This window comes from Reyranella sp., from assembly GCF_004297265.1.
Lineage (GTDB): Bacteria > Pseudomonadota > Alphaproteobacteria > Reyranellales > Reyranellaceae > Reyranella.
In genome coordinates, this window is sequence record NZ_SCUT01000028.1 from 1 (window position 1) to 17,263 (window position 17,263).

General features: G+C 66.3%; 18 protein-coding genes. 6 read left to right on the forward strand and 12 right to left on the reverse strand.

Going from position 1 to position 17,263, the window contains the following annotated elements:
* From EPO41_RS12880 to EPO41_RS12910, 7 genes are all read right to left on the reverse strand, one after another.
* Positions 1-778: DnaA/Hda family protein (locus tag EPO41_RS12880; RefSeq protein WP_296325633.1), on the reverse strand; the 778-nt coding region annotated here is incomplete at its 3' end.
* 113 nt (positions 779-891) lie between these two features.
* Positions 892-1,356 (reverse strand): rhodanese-like domain-containing protein, encoded by a 465-nt coding sequence (locus EPO41_RS12885; RefSeq protein WP_296325636.1) that lies wholly within the window; start codon positions 1,354-1,356, stop codon positions 892-894.
* Positions 1,357-1,947: 591 nt separating this feature from the next.
* Positions 1,948-2,211, reverse strand: coding sequence for a 30S ribosomal protein S20 (gene rpsT / locus EPO41_RS12890; protein WP_296325638.1), 264 nt, complete (start codon positions 2,209-2,211; stop codon positions 1,948-1,950).
* A gap of 75 nt (positions 2,212-2,286) precedes the next feature.
* Positions 2,287-3,069: an enoyl-CoA hydratase gene (locus EPO41_RS12895; protein WP_296325640.1), complete on the reverse strand. Its 783-nt coding sequence runs from the start codon at positions 3,067-3,069 to the stop codon at positions 2,287-2,289.
* Positions 3,070-3,096: 27 nt separating this feature from the next.
* Positions 3,097-3,936, reverse strand: coding sequence for a bifunctional DNA-formamidopyrimidine glycosylase/DNA-(apurinic or apyrimidinic site) lyase (gene mutM, locus EPO41_RS12900; protein ID WP_296325641.1), 840 nt, complete (start codon positions 3,934-3,936; stop codon positions 3,097-3,099).
* Complete coding sequence (locus EPO41_RS12905) at positions 3,929-4,624, reverse strand: YggS family pyridoxal phosphate-dependent enzyme (protein WP_296325643.1); 696 nt, start codon at positions 4,622-4,624, stop codon at positions 3,929-3,931. Before EPO41_RS12905 ends, mutM begins: the two co-directional genes overlap by 8 nt.
* Complete coding sequence (locus EPO41_RS12910; RefSeq protein ID WP_296325645.1) at positions 4,621-5,976, reverse strand: tetratricopeptide repeat protein; 1,356 nt, start codon at positions 5,974-5,976, stop codon at positions 4,621-4,623. Before EPO41_RS12910 ends, EPO41_RS12905 begins: the two co-directional genes overlap by 4 nt.
* 47 nt (positions 5,977-6,023) lie before the next feature.
* Here EPO41_RS12910 and EPO41_RS12915 point away from each other — a divergent pair, with 47 nt between their 5' ends.
* Positions 6,024-6,626 (forward strand): Smr/MutS family protein, encoded by a 603-nt coding sequence (locus EPO41_RS12915; RefSeq protein WP_296325647.1) that lies wholly within the window; start codon positions 6,024-6,026, stop codon positions 6,624-6,626.
* On the opposite strand, the gene ada is transcribed toward EPO41_RS12915, so the two are convergent.
* Both ada and EPO41_RS12925 read right to left on the reverse strand, forming a co-directional pair.
* Positions 6,560-7,681: a bifunctional DNA-binding transcriptional regulator/O6-methylguanine-DNA methyltransferase Ada gene (gene ada / locus EPO41_RS12920; protein ID WP_296325649.1), complete on the reverse strand. Its 1,122-nt coding sequence runs from the start codon at positions 7,679-7,681 to the stop codon at positions 6,560-6,562. The two genes, EPO41_RS12915 and ada, sit on opposite strands and share 67 nt — an antisense overlap.
* Positions 7,682-7,745: 64 nt before the next feature.
* The gene (locus EPO41_RS12925; RefSeq protein WP_296325650.1) at positions 7,746-7,982 is read right to left on the reverse strand and encodes a DUF1127 domain-containing protein; all 237 of its coding nucleotides are present in this window, start codon (positions 7,980-7,982) and stop codon (positions 7,746-7,748) included.
* A gap of 141 nt (positions 7,983-8,123) precedes the next feature.
* Here EPO41_RS12925 and gcvA point away from each other — a divergent pair, with 141 nt between their 5' ends.
* Complete coding sequence (gcvA, locus tag EPO41_RS12930; RefSeq protein ID WP_296325651.1) at positions 8,124-9,047, forward strand: transcriptional regulator GcvA; 924 nt, start codon at positions 8,124-8,126, stop codon at positions 9,045-9,047.
* A gap of 32 nt (positions 9,048-9,079) precedes the next feature.
* Here gcvA and EPO41_RS12935 read toward each other — a convergent pair whose 3' ends face one another.
* The 3 genes from EPO41_RS12935 to EPO41_RS12945 are packed head-to-tail and all read right to left on the reverse strand — an operon-like array spanning position 9,080 to position 12,479.
* Positions 9,080-10,144 (reverse strand): lysine-2,3-aminomutase-like protein, encoded by a 1,065-nt coding sequence (locus EPO41_RS12935; protein WP_296325652.1) that lies wholly within the window; start codon positions 10,142-10,144, stop codon positions 9,080-9,082.
* Positions 10,141-10,827 carry a hypothetical protein gene (locus EPO41_RS12940; RefSeq protein WP_296325653.1) on the reverse strand — a complete coding sequence of 229 codons (687 nt, stop codon included), beginning with the start codon at positions 10,825-10,827 and terminating at the stop codon, positions 10,141-10,143. Before EPO41_RS12940 ends, EPO41_RS12935 begins: the two co-directional genes overlap by 4 nt.
* Positions 10,824-12,479, reverse strand: a complete 1,656-nt coding sequence (locus EPO41_RS12945) for an NAD(P)/FAD-dependent oxidoreductase (RefSeq protein ID WP_296325654.1) — start codon at positions 12,477-12,479, stop codon at positions 10,824-10,826. The genes EPO41_RS12940 and EPO41_RS12945 overlap by 4 nt, the downstream gene beginning before the upstream one ends.
* A gap of 252 nt (positions 12,480-12,731) precedes the next feature.
* On the opposite strand from EPO41_RS12945, the gene EPO41_RS12950 reads away from it, so the two are divergent.
* From EPO41_RS12950 to EPO41_RS12965, 4 genes are all read left to right on the forward strand, one after another.
* The gene (locus EPO41_RS12950) at positions 12,732-13,910 is read left to right on the forward strand and encodes an HlyD family secretion protein (RefSeq protein ID WP_296325656.1); all 1,179 of its coding nucleotides are present in this window, start codon (positions 12,732-12,734) and stop codon (positions 13,908-13,910) included.
* 90 nt (positions 13,911-14,000) lie between these two features.
* Positions 14,001-15,581: a DHA2 family efflux MFS transporter permease subunit gene (locus EPO41_RS12955; RefSeq protein ID WP_296325658.1), complete on the forward strand. Its 1,581-nt coding sequence runs from the start codon at positions 14,001-14,003 to the stop codon at positions 15,579-15,581.
* 23 nt (positions 15,582-15,604) lie between these two features.
* Positions 15,605-16,885 (forward strand): ArgE/DapE family deacylase, encoded by a 1,281-nt coding sequence (locus EPO41_RS12960; RefSeq protein WP_296325660.1) that lies wholly within the window; start codon positions 15,605-15,607, stop codon positions 16,883-16,885.
* A gap of 15 nt (positions 16,886-16,900) precedes the next feature.
* Positions 16,901-17,161, forward strand: a complete 261-nt coding sequence (locus tag EPO41_RS12965) for a zinc-binding dehydrogenase (RefSeq protein ID WP_296325662.1) — start codon at positions 16,901-16,903, stop codon at positions 17,159-17,161.
* The last annotated feature ends 102 nt before the right edge of the window (positions 17,162-17,263 follow it).

Below are 17,263 nucleotides of genomic sequence, written 5' to 3' on the forward strand. Positions count from 1 at the left end.
GCGGCTTCTCCGAGGACAGGATGATCTGCTTGTTCTGCTCGACCAGCGAGTTGAACGTGAAGAAGAACTCGTCCTGGCTCGCTTCCTTGCCGCAGATGAACTGCACGTCGTCGACCATCAGCACGTCGACGTTGCGGAACAGCTCCTTGAACTGGCCGGTGTTCTTGGTGCGCAGCGCCTGGATGAACCGGTTCACGAAGCTTTCGGCCGTCAGGTAGAGAACGCGGGTCTTGGGATCGCGCTCGCGGATCACATGCCAGATCGCATGCATCAGATGGGTCTTGCCGAGGCCGACTCCACCGAAGATGTAGAGCGGGTTGCGCTCCGGCAGCGGCATGTCCTGCTCGGAGATGTTGCGCGCCGCCGCATAGGCGAACTCGTTGGGTTTGCCCACGACGAAGTTGGCGAAGGTGTAGCGCGCTTCCGGAGCCTGCGAGATCTCGTCGGCGCCGCGCCCGATCATGGGGCCCATCCGCGGCATCGGCGGCTGGTGGTTCTGCGACGAGGGCACGGGCGGCATCGCGATGATCTCGTTCGTCCGGCGCGGCGCCGGCGGCGGCACGAGATTCACCTCGACGTTCTTCACTTCGGTGTTCACCGATTGCCAGTAGGCGAGCACGCGGTCGCCATAGTGACGGCCGACCCAGTCGCGCACGAAGCGCGTCGGCGCGTAGAGGCGCAGCTTGCCGGCCTTGAGCTCACCCAGCTCGACCTCGCCGAACCATGTCTTGAAGGCCTTGTCGCCAATCTCCTTGCGAAGCCGATCGCAGACGCGCACCCAATGTGCTTCGAGCTCTTTTCGGCCCGCCCCTTCTTCCATACCTGCCCCCGCAAATTTGTTGTCTTCATATGCTGTGTTGTTATTGCCCTGGATCGGCGAATGAATTCGATTCACGTTTGTCTCCACGGAAGCCCCGCTGCCTTCCATCCCCTCGTCGCGCCGCGCTTGCCCTGCGCATCGAGGGGTCCTTCAAAGCCGTCTGTCACGTTGAGACACGTACTGTATCCGGCCGCGGACATGGCTTTCGCCGCCGCGACCGATCTCACCCCACTTCGACACAGAAAGAGCAGAGGGACCGCCTTGTCCGCCAACGCCCCGGAAAGCGCGCCGACGAAATCCGGATTGACCTGCATGCTCGGGAAGACTTGCCATTCGACCAGGCCCGGCTTCTTGTCCAGCCCGGCAAGGTCGGGCACGCCCACATAGTTCCACTCGGCGCGCGTGCGTACGTCGATCAGGATCGCGTCCTTGAGTTCGCCGAGAATCTTCCAGGCAACCGAAGGAGTCACGTCGCCAGCGTAGCCGGGCGCGGGGGACACTTCGAACGTGTCAGCGATCTTGTTGTCTTTCGACATGGCCCCCGCTTTCATTCGTCGAAGCGAGGCGTTGTCTGGCGAGCCAGCGATCTTGGGCGACACACAACACGGCAAGAGGGAACGAGGGATGTTCAGCGAGCGTCGCTTATGGGACGCTTCGTCTTCTTATCGATCGTCGAACTTGCGAAGCGTTGTGTACCTGTCTCCCTCGTTCGTCGTTGCGATGGAGAGGAATCCCCTCTTCTCCATCTGGCTCGCGATCCAAGCGCCCCACGCCCCGTCGCGATGTCGTGAGTCTTATCCAGACTCTCCGAAGCGCGCAAACGATTCACACGCAGAACACCACACGCTATTCAGCCACTTCGCGTCGTTGCTCGATTGACAAGTTGTGCGATTCGATTTTGCGCGTCGTTCGTCGAGAGACGGCTCTCAACATCTAGCGCTCGCCGTCGTCCTTCGTTCGATAACTCCGAATCGTATGTCAGTCGGCCAATCGACGACCAAACGATCAATGGAGAAAGGCGCGAAGATTTTTTTCGCGAAAGAATCTCGGCTTCGTCATCGCCACAAAAGAAAACGCCGCTCGAAGGAGCGGCGTTCACAAACCCTGAAGCAGGATGTCGGTAAGCGTCAGGCCATCGCCTTGATGCGCGCCGAGAGGCGCGACACGCGGCGGGCGGCTGCGTTCTTGGTCACGATGCGCTTGGTGGCGCCGCGCTGGATCTCGGGTTGCGCCGCGCGCAGCGCCTCCTGGGCGGCCCTCTTGTCGCCGGACGCAATCGCCTCCTCGACCTTCTTCACCGAGCCGCGCACGCGGCTGCGGCGCGCCGTATTCACGGCGGTGCGGCGCTCGGTCTGGCGGGCGCGCTTCTCGGCCGACTTGTGATTAGCCATGATAGTCCTCGTTGCTCGAAGGGCGCGCTTATACGGGCCGCATGGGGGCCGGTCAAGCGCGCCAAACCGGCCAAATCAGCGGTGTTTCCAGCCCGGCTTGCGCTTTTCGGCGAAGGCCGCCATGCCCTCGGACCGGTCATCGAAGGCAAAAGTTGCGTGAAAGGTCCTGCGCTCGAAGCGAACACCCTCCGAAAGGGTCGTTTCGAAGGCCCGATTGACCGCTTCCTTGGCCACCAGGGTGGCGGGCAGCGACATGCCGGCGATCTTCTCGGCCGTGGCGATGGCGTCGTCCATGAGCTGGGCCAGCGGGACGACCCGGCTGACCAGGCCGCAGCGCTCGGCTTCGGCAGCGTCCATCATGCGCCCCGTCAGGACCATGTCCATGGCCTTCGACTTGCCGACGAAGCGCGGCAGGCGCTGCGTGCCGCCCGCGCCGGGAATGGTACCCAGCGTGATCTCGGGTTGGCCGAACTTGGCGTTGTCCGCAGCGATGATGAAATCACACATCATGGCCATCTCGCAGCCGCCGCCCAACGCGTAACCCGCGACCGCTGCGACGATGGGCTTGCGGACCTGGCTCACCTTCTCCCAGCCGACGGTGATGAAGTCCTGCAGGAAGACGTCCTGGTAGGTCTTCTCCTTCATCTCCTTGATGTCCGCGCCGGCGGCGAACGCCTTCTCGCTTCCAGTCAGGACCATGCAGCCGATGCCGGGATCCACTTCGAAACCATCGAGCGCCTGACCGAGCTCGCGCACCAGATCGGCGCAGAGGGCGTTCAGGGCCTTCGGACGGTTCAACCGGATGATGCCGACCCGGCCCCTGGTCTCGGTCTGGATGTTCTCGTATGCCGCAGTCATTCTTGTTCTCCCTCGAGCCTGCCTTGGCTAGCGCTGGCAGCGCGCACAATAGAAGGTGGATCGCCCTGCCTGCACCAGCCGGCGCACCGTATTCCCGCAGTCGCGGGTCGGACAGGCGATGCCGGCGCGATCGTAGACATTGAAGCGCGTCTGGAAATAGCCGAGCTCGCCACCGGGCTGGACGTGGTCGCGCAGGGTCGATCCGCCGTCTGCAATCGAACGGTTCAGGACGAGCTTGATCGCGTCGACGAGGCGGTCCGCGCGCTCGCCCTTGATCGTGTGGGCGGAGCGGCGCGGCGAGATGCCGGCCAGGAACAGCGCTTCGCAGGCATAGATATTGCCGACGCCCACCAAGGTCTTCTGGTCGAGCAGGGCCGCCTTGATCGGCGTCTTGCGGCCGGCGAGGCGCCCGGCCAGCACATCGCCGGTAAAGGCGTCGTCCAGCGGCTCCGGGCCGAGGCTCTTGAAGTACTTATGCCGGGCGACGGCGTCGTTGGCCACCAGCACCATCAGGCCGAAGCGTCGGGCGTCGTTGAAGCGGACCTGCCAGCCGTCATCCATGTCGAAGACCACATGGTCGTGCCGGTCGAGCGGATGGCTGGAAGCGGTCTCGGCATCGTACAGGGTCATGCGGCCCGACATGCCGAGATGGACGACCAGGGTCTGGCCGTCGTCGAGCCGGATCAGCAGGTACTTCGCCCGCCGGTCGATGCCGGTGACGGTGCGGCCCTCGACCCGGGGCGCGAATTTCGTGGGTAACGGGACGCGGAGATCGCGGCGGCGTTGCTGCAGGCGGACGATGTGCCGGCCGACCAGGCGCGGCATCAATCCACGCCGGACGGTCTCGACCTCCGGCAGTTCAGGCATCGGCCTTCAGCGGAGGGGACAGCGGCGGACGTGCGCCGAACAGCGCGCTGCCGACCCGGACATGGGTGGCGCCCATGCGGACGGCCGTCTCGTAGTCGGCGCTCATGCCCATGCTGAGCTTTGCGAGGCCATTGCGGGCCGCCATCTTGGCCAGCAGCGCGAAATGCAGTGCCGGTTCCTCGTCGACCGGCGGGATGCACATCAGGCCGACGATCGGCAGCTTGTACTGGTCGCGGCAGAGGGCGACGAAGGCGTCAACGTCCTTCGGGAGAATGCCGGCCTTCTGCAGCTCCTCCCCGGTGTTGACCTGGACGTAGCAGGCGGGCCGGCGGCCCAGGCGCTCCATCTCCTTGACCAGCGCGGCGGCGAGGCGCTCACGATCGACGGACTGTATGACGTCGAACAGAGCGACGGCGTCGCGCGCCTTGTTGGTCTGCAGCGGGCCGATCAGGTGCAGTTCGAGATCGGGATAGGCGGCCTTCAACTCCGGAAACTTGCCTTCGGCTTCCTGGACACGGTTCTCGCCGAACACGCGATGGCCGACCCCCAGCAGTTCGCGCACCCGGTCCGCGCCATGGGTCTTCGAGACGGCGACCAGGGTGACATCGGACGGCGAACGACCCGATGCCCGCGCGGCCTCGGCGATGCGGCCCATGACCTCGGCCAGACGATTGGCGCCGCTGCTCATGCGTCGAGACCAGCGCGGGCGAGCAGGGCTTCCTCGTTGTTCGGATCGGCCGCCAGGGCGGCGTCCAGCGTCTCCCGGGCCCTATCGGATTCACCCAGCGCGGCGAGGCATATCCCGTAGTGGGCCAGCAGCCGCGTATCGTCCGGCAGCACCCGCAACGCCTGCTCGTGGTGCGCGCGCGCTTCGGCCGCCCGTCCCAGGCCCATCAGGGCCCGCCCGTAATTGGTCTGCACGAAGGGCTCGTCGGGAGAGACCTTCGCGGCCTTCTTCAGGATGCGCCGCGCATCGTCGAACCGCTTGAGACCGAGAAGCGCCAGCCCCTGGTTGTTCATCGCCCGTGCATCGCCGGACACGGCTTTCAGGTAGGGCTCCAGAATCCGGATGGCCTCCTCGAAGCGTCCGGCCAGGACGTGCAGGTTCGAGAGCTGGAGGATCGTCTCCTGATCGAGAGGGTTGCGTTCCAGAACCTTCTCGAGGATGCCGACGGCCTGTTCCGACTGGCCGGCCGCGGCTCGCGCCAGCGCCAGGGTGTTGTATGCTTGGCCGAAGGCCGGATCGAGTTGGAGTGCCTTCTCGATCACCGGGATGGCGTCGCTCGGACGACCGCTGAAATAGAGAACGTAACCCAGTGTGTGGTTCAACGTGGCGCTGGCCGGCGCCAGTTCGAGGGCGCGGCCGGCCTCGGCAATGGCTTCCTCGTAGTGGCCGAGCGCCGCCAGCGAGAGTGAGCGGTCACCCATGATCTGGCCACGGCGCTCGGTGTTGTCGCCCGCGTCCTCCAGCGCCATGTCGAAGACTTCGATGGCGGCTGAATACCGGCCCAGCCGATAGAGGGCATAGCCAAGCATGTTTCGGGCGCGCGCCTGCAGGGGCTTCAGCGCCTCGGTCTGATGTTCATGGATCGCGCGATCGACGTTGGCCACGAATTCCGACAGTTCACGTTCGGCGGCGGCGAAGCGGCCGGTGTCCATATGGACCGAGGCCAGCGCCAGACGGGCCTCGACATGGGTGGGTGCCTGGCGGATCGTGTCGCGGAAACGGCGCGCCGCCTCGTCGAGATTGCCGAGGCGACGGGCGGCGAGACCGAGATTGTAGAGCAGCATCGGCTCGTTCGGATCCTTCGCCACGGCCTTGCGCCACAGCCTCTCGGCTTCCTTCACGGCGCCCCGCTGCGACAGGCAGACGGCGAGATAATGGAGAATGTCGGGACGGTCGCCGTACCGGGATTGCGCGCTCTTGAACAGCGGCTCGGCGCGGTCGTACCAGCCTGCCCGCAGATACTGCAGGCCGTTCTGGAGATCAGGGTCGGGTTGCGGCTGGCCGTTGGGCCGGGAGGGGGGCGCGATGGCCATGCCGGGCTGTGTAGACCCGCCCCACGGCCAAGGCTAGACGAAATGGCATGGTGAAGGACGTCGAATTGTTCGCCGCGGCGATGGCCGGCGTGAAGCCGCTCAAGCGAAAGCGGGCGGCCGCGTCGCGTGTTCCGGCGGTGGAGGCCAAGTCGGCGTCCAAGTCGGCGCCCAAGGCGGCTGGCAAGCAAGCGACGCCCCGCTCGACGGCCCCCGTCTCGAAACCGCGGCCGCTGCCCGTCAGGTCCCATGTTTCCGACCTGTCGCCGGACGGCCGGCAGTTCGACCGCGACGTCTCGCGCGCCCTGTCGCGCCGTAAGCTCTCGCCGGAGGCGACCATCGACTTGCACGGCATGACGCTCGCTGTGGCCGAGCGGGCCGTGACGCGGTTTCTGGAACGGGTGACGGCGCAGGACATGCGCGTCGTGCTGGTTGTCACCGGCAAGGGGCTGCGCGAGGAAGGCGGCCGCACGATCGACGGCCGCATCCGGGGAGAATTCGTCGGCTGGCTGAACCGCGGCGACAATCGCGAGCGGGTGCGGGCGGTCCGTACCGCCCACGCCCATCATGGCGGCACGGGCGCCTTTTATCTGCTGCTGCGCCGGCGTTCCTCGGCCAGCAGCCGCTCCTTGCGCGCCACGCCCCAGCGATAGCCGGTCAGTGCGCCGCTCGATCCAACGGCGCGATGACACGGAATGACCACTGCGGCCTGGTTGGTGGCGCAGGCGCGTCCCACCGCCCGTGCCGACTTGGGCTCGCCGATGCGGCGGGCGATCTCGCCATAGGTGCGGGTTTCGCCGGCCGGGATCTCGGTCAGTGCCTTCCACACCTTCCACTGGAAAGCGGTCCCCAAGATGTCGAGCGGCACGTCGGGCGCGTCGAGCGCCGAGGGCTTTCGGCCGTAGAGCCGGGACAGCACGCCTCTGACGCGCGGGCCGAGGACATCGTCGTTGCGTTGGATCTCCGCGGCCGGGAAGTCCCGCTTCAGGTCCTTCTCGAGGGCCCGGTCATCGTCGCCCAGGAACACGGCAGCGATACCCTTCTCTGTCGCCGCCACCAGCACGCGGCCATAATCGGAGTCGACCGTGGTGTAGTCGATATGGGCGCCGGCGCCGCCCTTGGCGTAAGTCGCCGGCGTCATGCCCAGCGCCTTGTCGCTGTTCTCGTAGACGCGACTGGGCGAGCCGTACCCCGCGCCATAGATCGCATCGGCCACGCTGGCGCCGCCTCGGAGGGCGCTGCGGAAACGCTCGCGCTTGCGCGCGACCAGCCAGTCGCGAGGGGCGACGCCCAGCTCGGCAAGGAAGCGTTTGCCCAGCGCACCGCTCGACAAGCCGACCTTGCGCGCCACCTCGGTCAGGGAGGGCGGGGCGTCGGCGTCGCCGGCATCGAACAGCGCGCAGGCGCGCGCCACCGGCCGGCTGAGGCCCACCCCGGCCTGCCAGTCGCGCGGCTTGCACCGCTTGCACGCACGGAAGCCCGCCGCTTCCGCCGCCTCAGGCGAGGCGTGGAAGTCGACGTTGCGCCGCAACGGCGGACGGGCCGCGCACGAGGGCAGGCAATAGACCCCGGTCGTTCTAACCGAGAACCAGAACCGGCCATTGTAGCCGCGGTCGCGCCGCTGGACGGCGTGCCAGCAGGTCTCCGGGTCGGGAAAAAGAGAAGTGGCGAGGGCCACGGCGGGAAAGGAAAGAGCATGTTGGGTCATGGCGCCATCAAAGCACCACGACCCAAACCTGCTCTATCCGGCGCCCGCCGGCAATTCCGGCCTTTTAGGACCAGAAGGGCTTGTCGGCCTCGAACCGGGCGGTCGCCCGGTCGATGCCGATATCCCGCAGCAGTCGCTCGTCCAGCTGGGCCAGCTGATGTCGCGAACGGGCAAGCTCGGCTCGGGTCATGACTTTCTCGATCCCGACCACGACCGTGCCCGCCAGCAGCGACATCGCGCGGCCGAACGAGAAGGAGGGGGCATCCGCGCGGACCACCCGCACGTTGGATACGATCGACATGACTTAGCTCCGCTTGAGGCGATGGTGCCGGGGATCGGCAGTTGCGCCTCGTTTCTGGCCTGAATTTGCTGTATCCTGTGGGTACTTGCAAAGGATGAAAGCTCGGGGGAGGCATAGAATATCTATGAGCGTGTGTCCTAGATGAGCCGTTCGCAACTACCGCTTAACGCCTTGCGCGCCTTCGAGGCCGCTGCCCGCCACGCCAGTTTCACCCACGCCGCCGAAGAGCTTCACGTCACCCAGGCTGCCGTCAGCCATCAGGTGAAGGCACTCGAAGAAAGGCTCGGTGTCGCGCTGTTCGTGCGCCGTCCGCGCGGCCTCGAGATCACCAGCGAAGGCGAGGCGCTGCTGCCCGATCTGCGCGATGCGTTCGATCGCATGACCAATGCCCTGGAGAGGGTCGGCCGCAAGGCCAATTCCGGCACACTGAACGTGAGCCTCGTCACGACCTTCGCGCTGGGCTGGCTGGTGCCGCGCCTTCATCGGTTCCAGGCCAAGCATCCCGAGATCGAGGTGCGCATGACGACGAGCCAGAAGCGCGTCGACTTCGCCCGCGAGGATGTCGATTGCGCAATCAGGTTCACCGTGCAGCCGGAGCCCGAACTGCATGCAACGAGGCTGTTCAGCGACGTGCTGACGCCACTTTGCGGCAAGCGCTATCGCGACAAGCTGAAGACGCTCGACGACCTGAAGCGCGTGCCCTTCATCGACATGACACATGATCCCGAATGGCCGATCTGGCTGCGCGCCGTCGGCCTCGGCGACTTCAAGCCCAAGAGAGTGCTCACCTTCGATTCGACGATGATCGCGGTCGAGGCGGCAATGGAAGGCGCGGGTGTGGCGGTCGGTCCGCCACAACTGTTCCGCGAGGAGCTGTCGGAAGGTCGGCTGTTTCAGCCGTTCGAACAGATCGTCGACAGCGGCAAGGCCTGGTGGTTCGTCTGCCCGCCGGCCTCGGTCAGCCGCCCCAAGACCAAGGCCTTCGAGGAATGGCTGGTCGAAGAGCTGGCCGCGCCGCAGGCGCGGACGGTGCGCCCGGCGCTCACCGCGAGCGGTCGCCGCTGAGGCACCCTCGAAAAATTCTAATAGCGGGAAGGTCAGTCGGACGGGTAGCGGTGCTGCCCGCCGAAGACGTCCTCGACCATGAGGGCCCCGGGATCATCGGCCAGATAGGAGGGTCCGACCGGCACCTTTCCGTGGCCACCCGGCACGTCCAGCACGTAGGTCGGCTGGGCGAGGCCGGAGAGTCGGCCGCGCAACGCCTTCATCAGCGCCTGGCCCTCGGCGATGGACACCCGGAAATGGCCGGTGCCGCGCACCAGGTCGGGATGATGCAGGTAGTAGGGCTTCACCCGGGCCGTCACCAGCGCGCGCATGAGCTGCTCTAGGGTCTCGACATTGTCGTTCACGCCCTTCAGCAGGACCGTCTGGCCCATCAGAGGCAGGCCGGCATCGGCCAGGCGAGACAGGGAGGCGCGGGTCGGGGGGCTGAGTTCGCGCGCATGATTGCAATGAACGGCCAGCCAAACCGCGATCCGGCCGGGCTTCAGCGCCTGAATCAGCTCGTTTGTGACCCGTTCAGGATCGACGATCGGCACGCGGCTGTGCAGGCGGACGATGGCCACGTGCGGGATCGCGTCGAGCGCCGCCATCAGCTCGGCCAGCCGGCGCGGCGCCAGCATCAGCGGATCGCCGCCCGTCAGGATCACTTCCCAGATTTCCGGTCGCGCGCGGATATAGGCCAGCGCCGCAGCCAGTTCCTCGGCCGACAGGGCTTCGCCGCCCGGGCCTACCTTCTCGCGGCGGAAGCAGAAGCGGCAATAGACCGGGCAGACATGGATCGGCTTCAGCAGCACCCGGTCGGGATAGCGATGGACAATGCCTTTCACGGGCGACCGAGCCTCGTCGCCGATCGGGTCGGCGAGCTCGTCCGGCGCGACCTCGGCCTCGGCGCCGCTCGGAACGAACTGCCGGGCGATCGGGTCGTCAGCGAGGCGCGAACGGTCGATCAGCGCCACCATTTCTGGGGTTATGGCGATCGCCATGGCCTGCGCGGCCTCCGGCAGGCGCGGGTCGGGCAAGAGGAGGCCCTCGCTTTCGAGAGCTTCCAGGGAACGCAGCGTCTGCATGGCGCCGCCGAGATAGGCGGCACGGCCGCTCAAGTCCAGCGAGCGGTGTCGGCGCGGTCGATGGCCGTCAGAAGGGTCGCGGTGGACACGACGGTCCAGTCGCAGAGGTCGTAACGGCGGCTGAGCTTGTCGCGCACCGCCGCCTCGGCCGCGCCTTCAGGCAGCTTGGAGCGTTCCCACATGGCGAGATTGGGCCGCCGCGTCAGCAGCAAGCTGCGCACGCCGCCGTGCAGGCCCGCGCCCGTGACCTCGTCGAGGCCAGCACCGGTGCGCTCGCCGGTGGCCTGCCAGAGCCCGATCACCTGCGAATCGTAGGCGCTCTCGAAGCCCGGCCAGGCTGCGGCGCAGAGGTCGAGGAATTCTGGCCAGTTCGGCTGAGGCACGGCGAACCAGCGGAAGGCGTAGTTTCCCTGGCGCGTCGGCGGCACGAAGTCGGTGGGACGAAGCGTTGGCGTCATGGCCTCGCTGGTTATGGCGCGGATGTCGTCGATATTCGCCAGCAGCGCGCGCTCGGCCGCCGCCGCGGTGATCCCCTGCGGCCAGACGCTGATCGCCTGCACCTCGTCGCGCGGCCGGCCGATCTGGCTGCGCCAGGTGCCATAGAGCTGGCCGCCGGCTCCGGCGACCCGGCGTGCACCATCGCCCGACAGCCGGTCGGCAACGGCCTGCCACCGGCGCGGCCCGGCGTCGATGCGGTGATGGACGAAGGTGCTCAAGCCACGACTTTGTGGCGGCTGAGCGTGAAGCCTTCATAGCCACCGGCCGTGATCTCGTCGCAGCGCTTCTTGTAGCGGTCGAAGCCGCCGACATAGGGCATGAACACGCGTGGCTTGCCCGGAATGTTCGCTCCCACGTACCAGGAATTGGCCAGCGGATAGAGCGTGCTGTCGGCCACTGCGTTGACATGCGCGACCCAGTCGGCCTCGGCCTGCGGCGACGGCTCGATGCGGTCGAGCTGATGCTTGCCGAGATACTCGAGCGCGTCGGCGATCCAGTCGACGTGCTGTTCGATCGAGGCGATCATCTGCGTCTTCACGCCGGGGCTGCCGGGGCCGGTGACGACGAACATGTTGGGAAAGCCCGAGACCATCAGGCCGAGATAGGTGAGGGGGCCGCCCTGCCAGTGATCGGCCAGCACTGCGCCCTCGCTGGTGCGGATGTCGATCTCGCGCAGCGCGCCGGTCATGGCGTCGAATCCGGTGGCGAAGACGATGGCGTCGAGTTCGTATTCGTGGCTACTCGTCCGCACGCCCCTCTCCGTGATCTCCTGGATCGGGGCGGAGCGCACGTCGACCAGCTCGACATTTTCGCGATTGTAGGTCTCATAATAGTTCGTATCGAGGCAGAGCCGCTTGGTGCCGATCGGATGGTCCTTCGGCGCCAGCAGCTCGGCCGTCGCCTTGTCCTTCACGATGCCGCGGATCTTGTTGCGCGCGAACTCGGAGGCCGTGTCGTTGGCCTCTTTGTTCACCAGCAAGTCGGTGTAGGTATAGAGGTAGCTGATGCTGCCGCCCTCCTGCCACTTGGCCTCGTAGGCGGCGTTGCGCTCCTCCTCGGTGGCCTCGAGCGCCGACTTGGTCGGCCGCGGATAGCCGCCGATCGCGAAGGGCGTGTCGTAGGCGGCGCGGCGGCGGGCCGGATACTCGGCCTTGTGGCGGCTCTCGCGCTCTTCCTCCATCGGCGCGTTGCGCGCGGGCAGGCTGAAATTGGCGGTCCGCTGGAAGACGTGCAGGTGCTTCGCCTGCTGGGCGATCAACGGGATCATCTGTACGCCCGAGGAGCCCGTGCCGATGACGCCGACCCGCAGGCCGGTGAAGTCGACACCCTCGTGCGGCCACAGGCCCGAATGGTACCACTTGCCCTTGAAGCTGCCGATGCCCTTGAAGTCGGGCACGCGCGGCGTCGAGAGGTTACCTGCCGCCATGATGCAGTAGCGCGCCCGGATCTCCTCGCCGCTCCCGGTCCGCAAGGTCCATTCGTTGGTATCACTGTCGAAGGTGGCGGCCTTGATGCGGGTGTTCAGCTGCACGTCGCGGCGCAAGTCGAAGCGGTCGGCGACGTGGTTGATGTACTTCAGGATCTCGGGTTGCGTGCCGTAGCGCTCCGGCCACTTCCACTCCTGCTGCAGCTCGTCGGAGAAGCTGTAGGAATATTCGAGGCTTTCGACGTCGCAGCGCGCGCCCGGATAGCGGTTCCAGAACCAGGTGCCGCCGATTCCGGAGCCCGCCTCATAGGCCCGGACCTTGAGGCCCAGCTTGCGCAGGCGATGGATGGCGTAGAGGCCGGCCAGTCCGCCGCCGACGATGGCGACATCAAGTGGGGCAACGTCAAGCTGGCGAGGCGCGGGTGCATGGGAAGCATCGGGCATGGGACGGCTCCTGATTGAATTTTTGCTCTGCGAGCGGTGTCCGGCAGGTTGCACTTTCAGCGTCGACCCGGTGGTTCGTTTTGGCAAGAGCGGCGAGCACGGATGCGGAACTGGCAAGCGGCGGCATGCATCCGGCGCGGTGCAGCAAGTCGGTCGCCGATGCTAAGATCGATGGCTCGCCGATTGTTTCGGCCTTATTCTTTTTTGATGACAGCAGTGCGAAACCCCGGTTGAGAACGGCAGGAATAAGTCGTGGATCAATCGGTGCCGCCGCCCGTCCTGAAAACGCCGCCTGAATCTCCGGCAATCGGCGTGGTGCCGCGTGGGCGGTTGAGCCGTCCGTCCGGCCTCATACGCGTCCTGCTGCGTCCGCGCTTTCTTGCCATCGGCATCTTCTTGCTCGCGGCCTTGGTCTATGGCGGCCGCGAACTCCACCTGCGCCTCACTCACGTCTATGAGTACGACGCCCGCGTGAGCGCCGACATCGTGACCGTGTCGAGCCGCGCTGACGGCTGGATCGTGGATCTTGCCGTGCGGGAGGGCCAGCGGGTCGAAGCCGGCCAGACCCTGGTCAAGATCGACGATCGTGCGGCCAAGCTGCGGGTCGACGGCCTGAAGGCGCAGATCGAGGGCGTGCGGGTCGAGCGAGCGCGCCTGCGCGCCGAGCGCAAGCTCGATCAGAACCAGGCCGACGCCGCCATGCGTACCCGCACGTCGACTATCATGGTCCGCGAGAAGGCACGAGCGGCGCTGCAGGCCGACCTCGATTTCGCCCGGCTCGAACTCGATCGCAGCCGGACGCTGTTCGCCAGCAAGGTCATCAACGAGCGGCAGCTCCAGATGGCGCAGGCCGCCGTCACGAAGCTCGAGATCCAGATCCTCCAACTCCAGGCCGAGCATGAGCAGGCCGAGGGCAGCCTCGGCGAGGCGCGGGTCGGCCATGACAGGCTGGGCGTGATCGATGCGCAGATCGAGGCGCTGACCCACCAGGTCGCCGTGCTGGCGGCGCAGATGCGCCAGCAGCAGGTCGATGTCGAGGACCGTACGATCAAGAGCCCGATCCCCGCCGTCATCGACCGCACCTTCACTCTGCCGGGTGAATATGTGGCGGCCGGCCAGCGCATCCTGCTGCTCCACAACCCGGACGAGGTCTGGGTCGAGGCCAACATCAAGGAGACGCAGGTTGGCAAGCTCAAACTCGGCCAGCCCGTACGCGTCTCCGTCGACGCCTATCCCAACGACACGTTCGTCGGTCGTGTGGGACGGATCGGCAGCGCCACAACGGCGCGCTTCGCACTCCTCCCGACGCCCAACCCGTCCGGCAACTTCACCAAGATCACGCAGCGCGTGCCGGTGAAGATCGATATCGTCCAGATGCCGAAGCCGCTCACGCCCGGCATGATGGTCGAAGTCGAAATTGACATCCGCTGACTCTCCGACCGCTGGGGGCGCGCCACTCCAGAGGCGCGTCATGCTTGGCGAGGGAAGATCGCGCCACTGGAGTGGCGCGCCCCCGGCCGCATGAGCACTGCCGCCGTTCCCCTGCAGACCGCGGCCGCGCTCACGGAGCGCTACGGTCCCTCCTATCGCTGGCTGGTCACCGTGACCGGCATGATGGGCGTCGTGTCGATGGTGCTGGCGATGACCACGGTCAACGTGGCGGTGCCCGACGTCATGGGCGCCTTCGGCATCGGCCAGGACAAGGCGCAGTGGATGTCCTCGGCCTATATGGCGACGATGACCGCGGGCATGCTGATCAACGCCTGGCTGAGCGGCATCCTGGGTGAGCGCCGCACTTTCGTGGGGGCGCTCTTCTTCTTCTCGGTGGGCGCGCTGATGGGCGGCTCGGCCCCAACGGAAGATGCGTTGATCTTCGCCCGTGTCCTGCAGGGGTTCAGTGCCGGTGTCGCCCAGCCGCTGGTCATGGCGACGATCTTCACCGTCTTTCCGCCGGAGCGCCGCGGCATGGCGATGGGCGTGTTCGGCCTTGGCGTCGTCTTCGCACCGGCCATCGGGCCGACCCTGGGCGGCCTGATGATCGAGTACTTCTCCTGGCGCTACGTCTTCTTCATCTCGCTGCCGTTTTGCGTGATCGCAGCCGTCATGGGCATGATCTTCATGCCGACCCGGCCGATCCCGAAGATCATTCCGCCGTTCGACTGGCTGGGTTTCGCACTCCTGTGCACGGCGCTGCTCGGCCTGATGACCGGCATCGCCGACGGCCAGCGCGAGGGCTGGAGTTCCGATGCCATCGTGTTCCGGCTGGTTCTCGGCGCCGCAGCCACCGTCGCCTTTGTCTTCTGGGAGCTCTACACGCCCCGGGCGTTGCTCGACATACGCATCTTCGGCAATGTCGAGTTCGCCGCCGCGGCCCTCATCGCCTTCATCTTCGGCGCAGGCATGATGGGCTCGACCTACATCATCCCTGTCTTCGTGCAGACCATCATCGGCTTCACGCCGCTGCTGGCCGGGCTGATGATGATGCCGGCCGGCATCATGCTGGCCTTCATCTTCCCGCTGGCCGGCCGGCTATCGGACGCCATGCCGGCCTCGACCATGATCATCGGCGGGCTGATCCTGTTCGCCACAGGCTTCGCCTGGATGACGACGGCAGACATCGACACGACCTTCTGGACCCTGGTCTGCATGGTCATGGTCTCGCGCCTGGGGCTGGGCTTCATCAACCCCAGCCTCAATGCGTCATCGCTGAAGGCGCTGCCGGCCGACAAGGTGCGCCAGGGCTCGGGCGTCGCCAACTTCATGCGCCAGCTCGGTGGTGCCTTCGGCATCAACGGGATGGTCGCGTTCTTCGAGATCCGCACCCGCTTCCATGCCGACGCGCTGACAGCGACGCAGGACTGGGGCAACCGCACCACCGATCGCATGCTGACCCAGGTCGAGCATCTGTTGCAGAAGAGCGGTCTGCCGTACCAGCAGCAGAAGGCCGGTGCCCTCGAATATTTGGCCACGATGTTGCAAAGCAGCGCGCAGATGATGGCGTTTTCCGATACGTTCATCGTCGTGGGCGTGGTGGCGCTTCTGGCCCTGTTTCCGGCCGCGCTGCTGTCACGCTCGCAGCGCCGTGCGCGCGCCTGGAAGTAAGGGTTTGTACGAGGGGTTTTGCGATGATCGATGCCGAGACCAAGACGAAAATCATGAACGAGGTCGACCGCCAGTTCGACAACCAGATGAAGGTACTGGCCGACCTGGTGCGGATTCCCTCGACCCGGTTCCAGGAAGCGCCGGCGCAGGACATGATGGCGCGCCTGTTCAAGGAAGACGGGCTTGGCATCGACCGCTGGCAGGTCAAGATCGACGATCTCAAGCACCTGCCGGGCTACTCGCCGCATTCGCTGGACTATGACGATGCCTGGAACGTGGTCGGCGCCTGGCGGCCGTCCAATCCCAAGGGCCGCTCGCTGATCCTCAACGGCCACATCGACGTGGTGCCCGAGGGACCGCACGAGATGTGGACCCGCAATCCCTACGATGCCTACATCAAGGACGGCTGGATGTACGGCCGCGGCTCGGGCGACATGAAGGCCGGGCTGATCCTGAACGTCTTCGCGCTGCGCGCGCTGCGCGCGCTGGGCTACATGCCGGCTGCCGACGTCTACCAGCAGTCGGTGGTCGAGGAGGAATGCACGGGCAACGGCGCGCTTGCCTGCCTGCAGCGTGGCTATCGCGCCGACGCGGCACTGATCCCCGAGCCGTCGGGCTGCACGCTCACGGTCGCGCAGGTCGGCGTCATGTGGTTCCAGGTCAAGGTCACCGGCCATCCCGTACATGTCTACAAGGCGGACGCCGGGTCGAACGCGATCGAATCGGCCTTCCGCCTGATCCAGCAGCTGCGCGAACTCGAGAAGAAGTGGAACGCGCTGAAGGAACACGACAAGCATTACTGCGACCATCACCATCCGGTGAACTTCAACGTCGGCAAGATCGCCGGCGGAGACTGGGCCAGCTCGGTCCCGTCGTGGTGCACCTTCGACATGCGCGTGGGCGTGTTGCCGACCCAGACGCTGAAGGAGTGCCGGCAGGAGGTCGAGGACACGATCCGCCAGGCCGCGGCCAACGATCCCTTCCTCGGCAACAACCTGCCGACCGTGAGCTGGGAAGGCTTCCAGGCCGAGCCCTACGTGCTGAAGAACCACGAGCATGTGCGCGACATCCTGGCGGATGCGCACAAGACGGTGTTCGGGGCGGAACTCGACGATCGCCGCACGACCGGCACGACCGACGCCCGCTTCTTCGGCCTCTATGCCGGCCTGCCGGCGCTGGTCTACGGACCGCAGTCCGACGACGTCCACGGCTTCGATGAACGGGTGAACCTCGAATCGATCCGCAAGATCACCCAGTCGACGGCGCTGTTCATCTCCGAATGGTGCGGCCTGCAGAAGGCCTGACGGCTTCCACGCCTCATGAGTCCTCTCCCCCACTGCGTGGCGGAGAGGACATTCAAATCCACTGCGAACGTCCGCTGGGCCGGCGATGACCCGCCGGCCCCGGCGGCGAATCGCGTCGGCGATCTGGCGGAGATGGCTGTCCTGGCCGAAACCGGCGCGCTGAAACCCGGGATCGACCGCCGGTACAGGTTCGCCCAGATGGTCGAGGCGCACGCCTATGTCGAGACCGGCCGCAAGCGAGGCAGCATCGTGGGAAGCGTGGAGCGTCCGAGTTAGAGCCGTGTGACGGGATCTTGGGTGCGCGTTGCGGCTTTGCGCAGGCGGAGCCGAGGCATTGAGCGCGCTCCATGCAAAATGCCGGCGGCAGGGCCTCGGGAG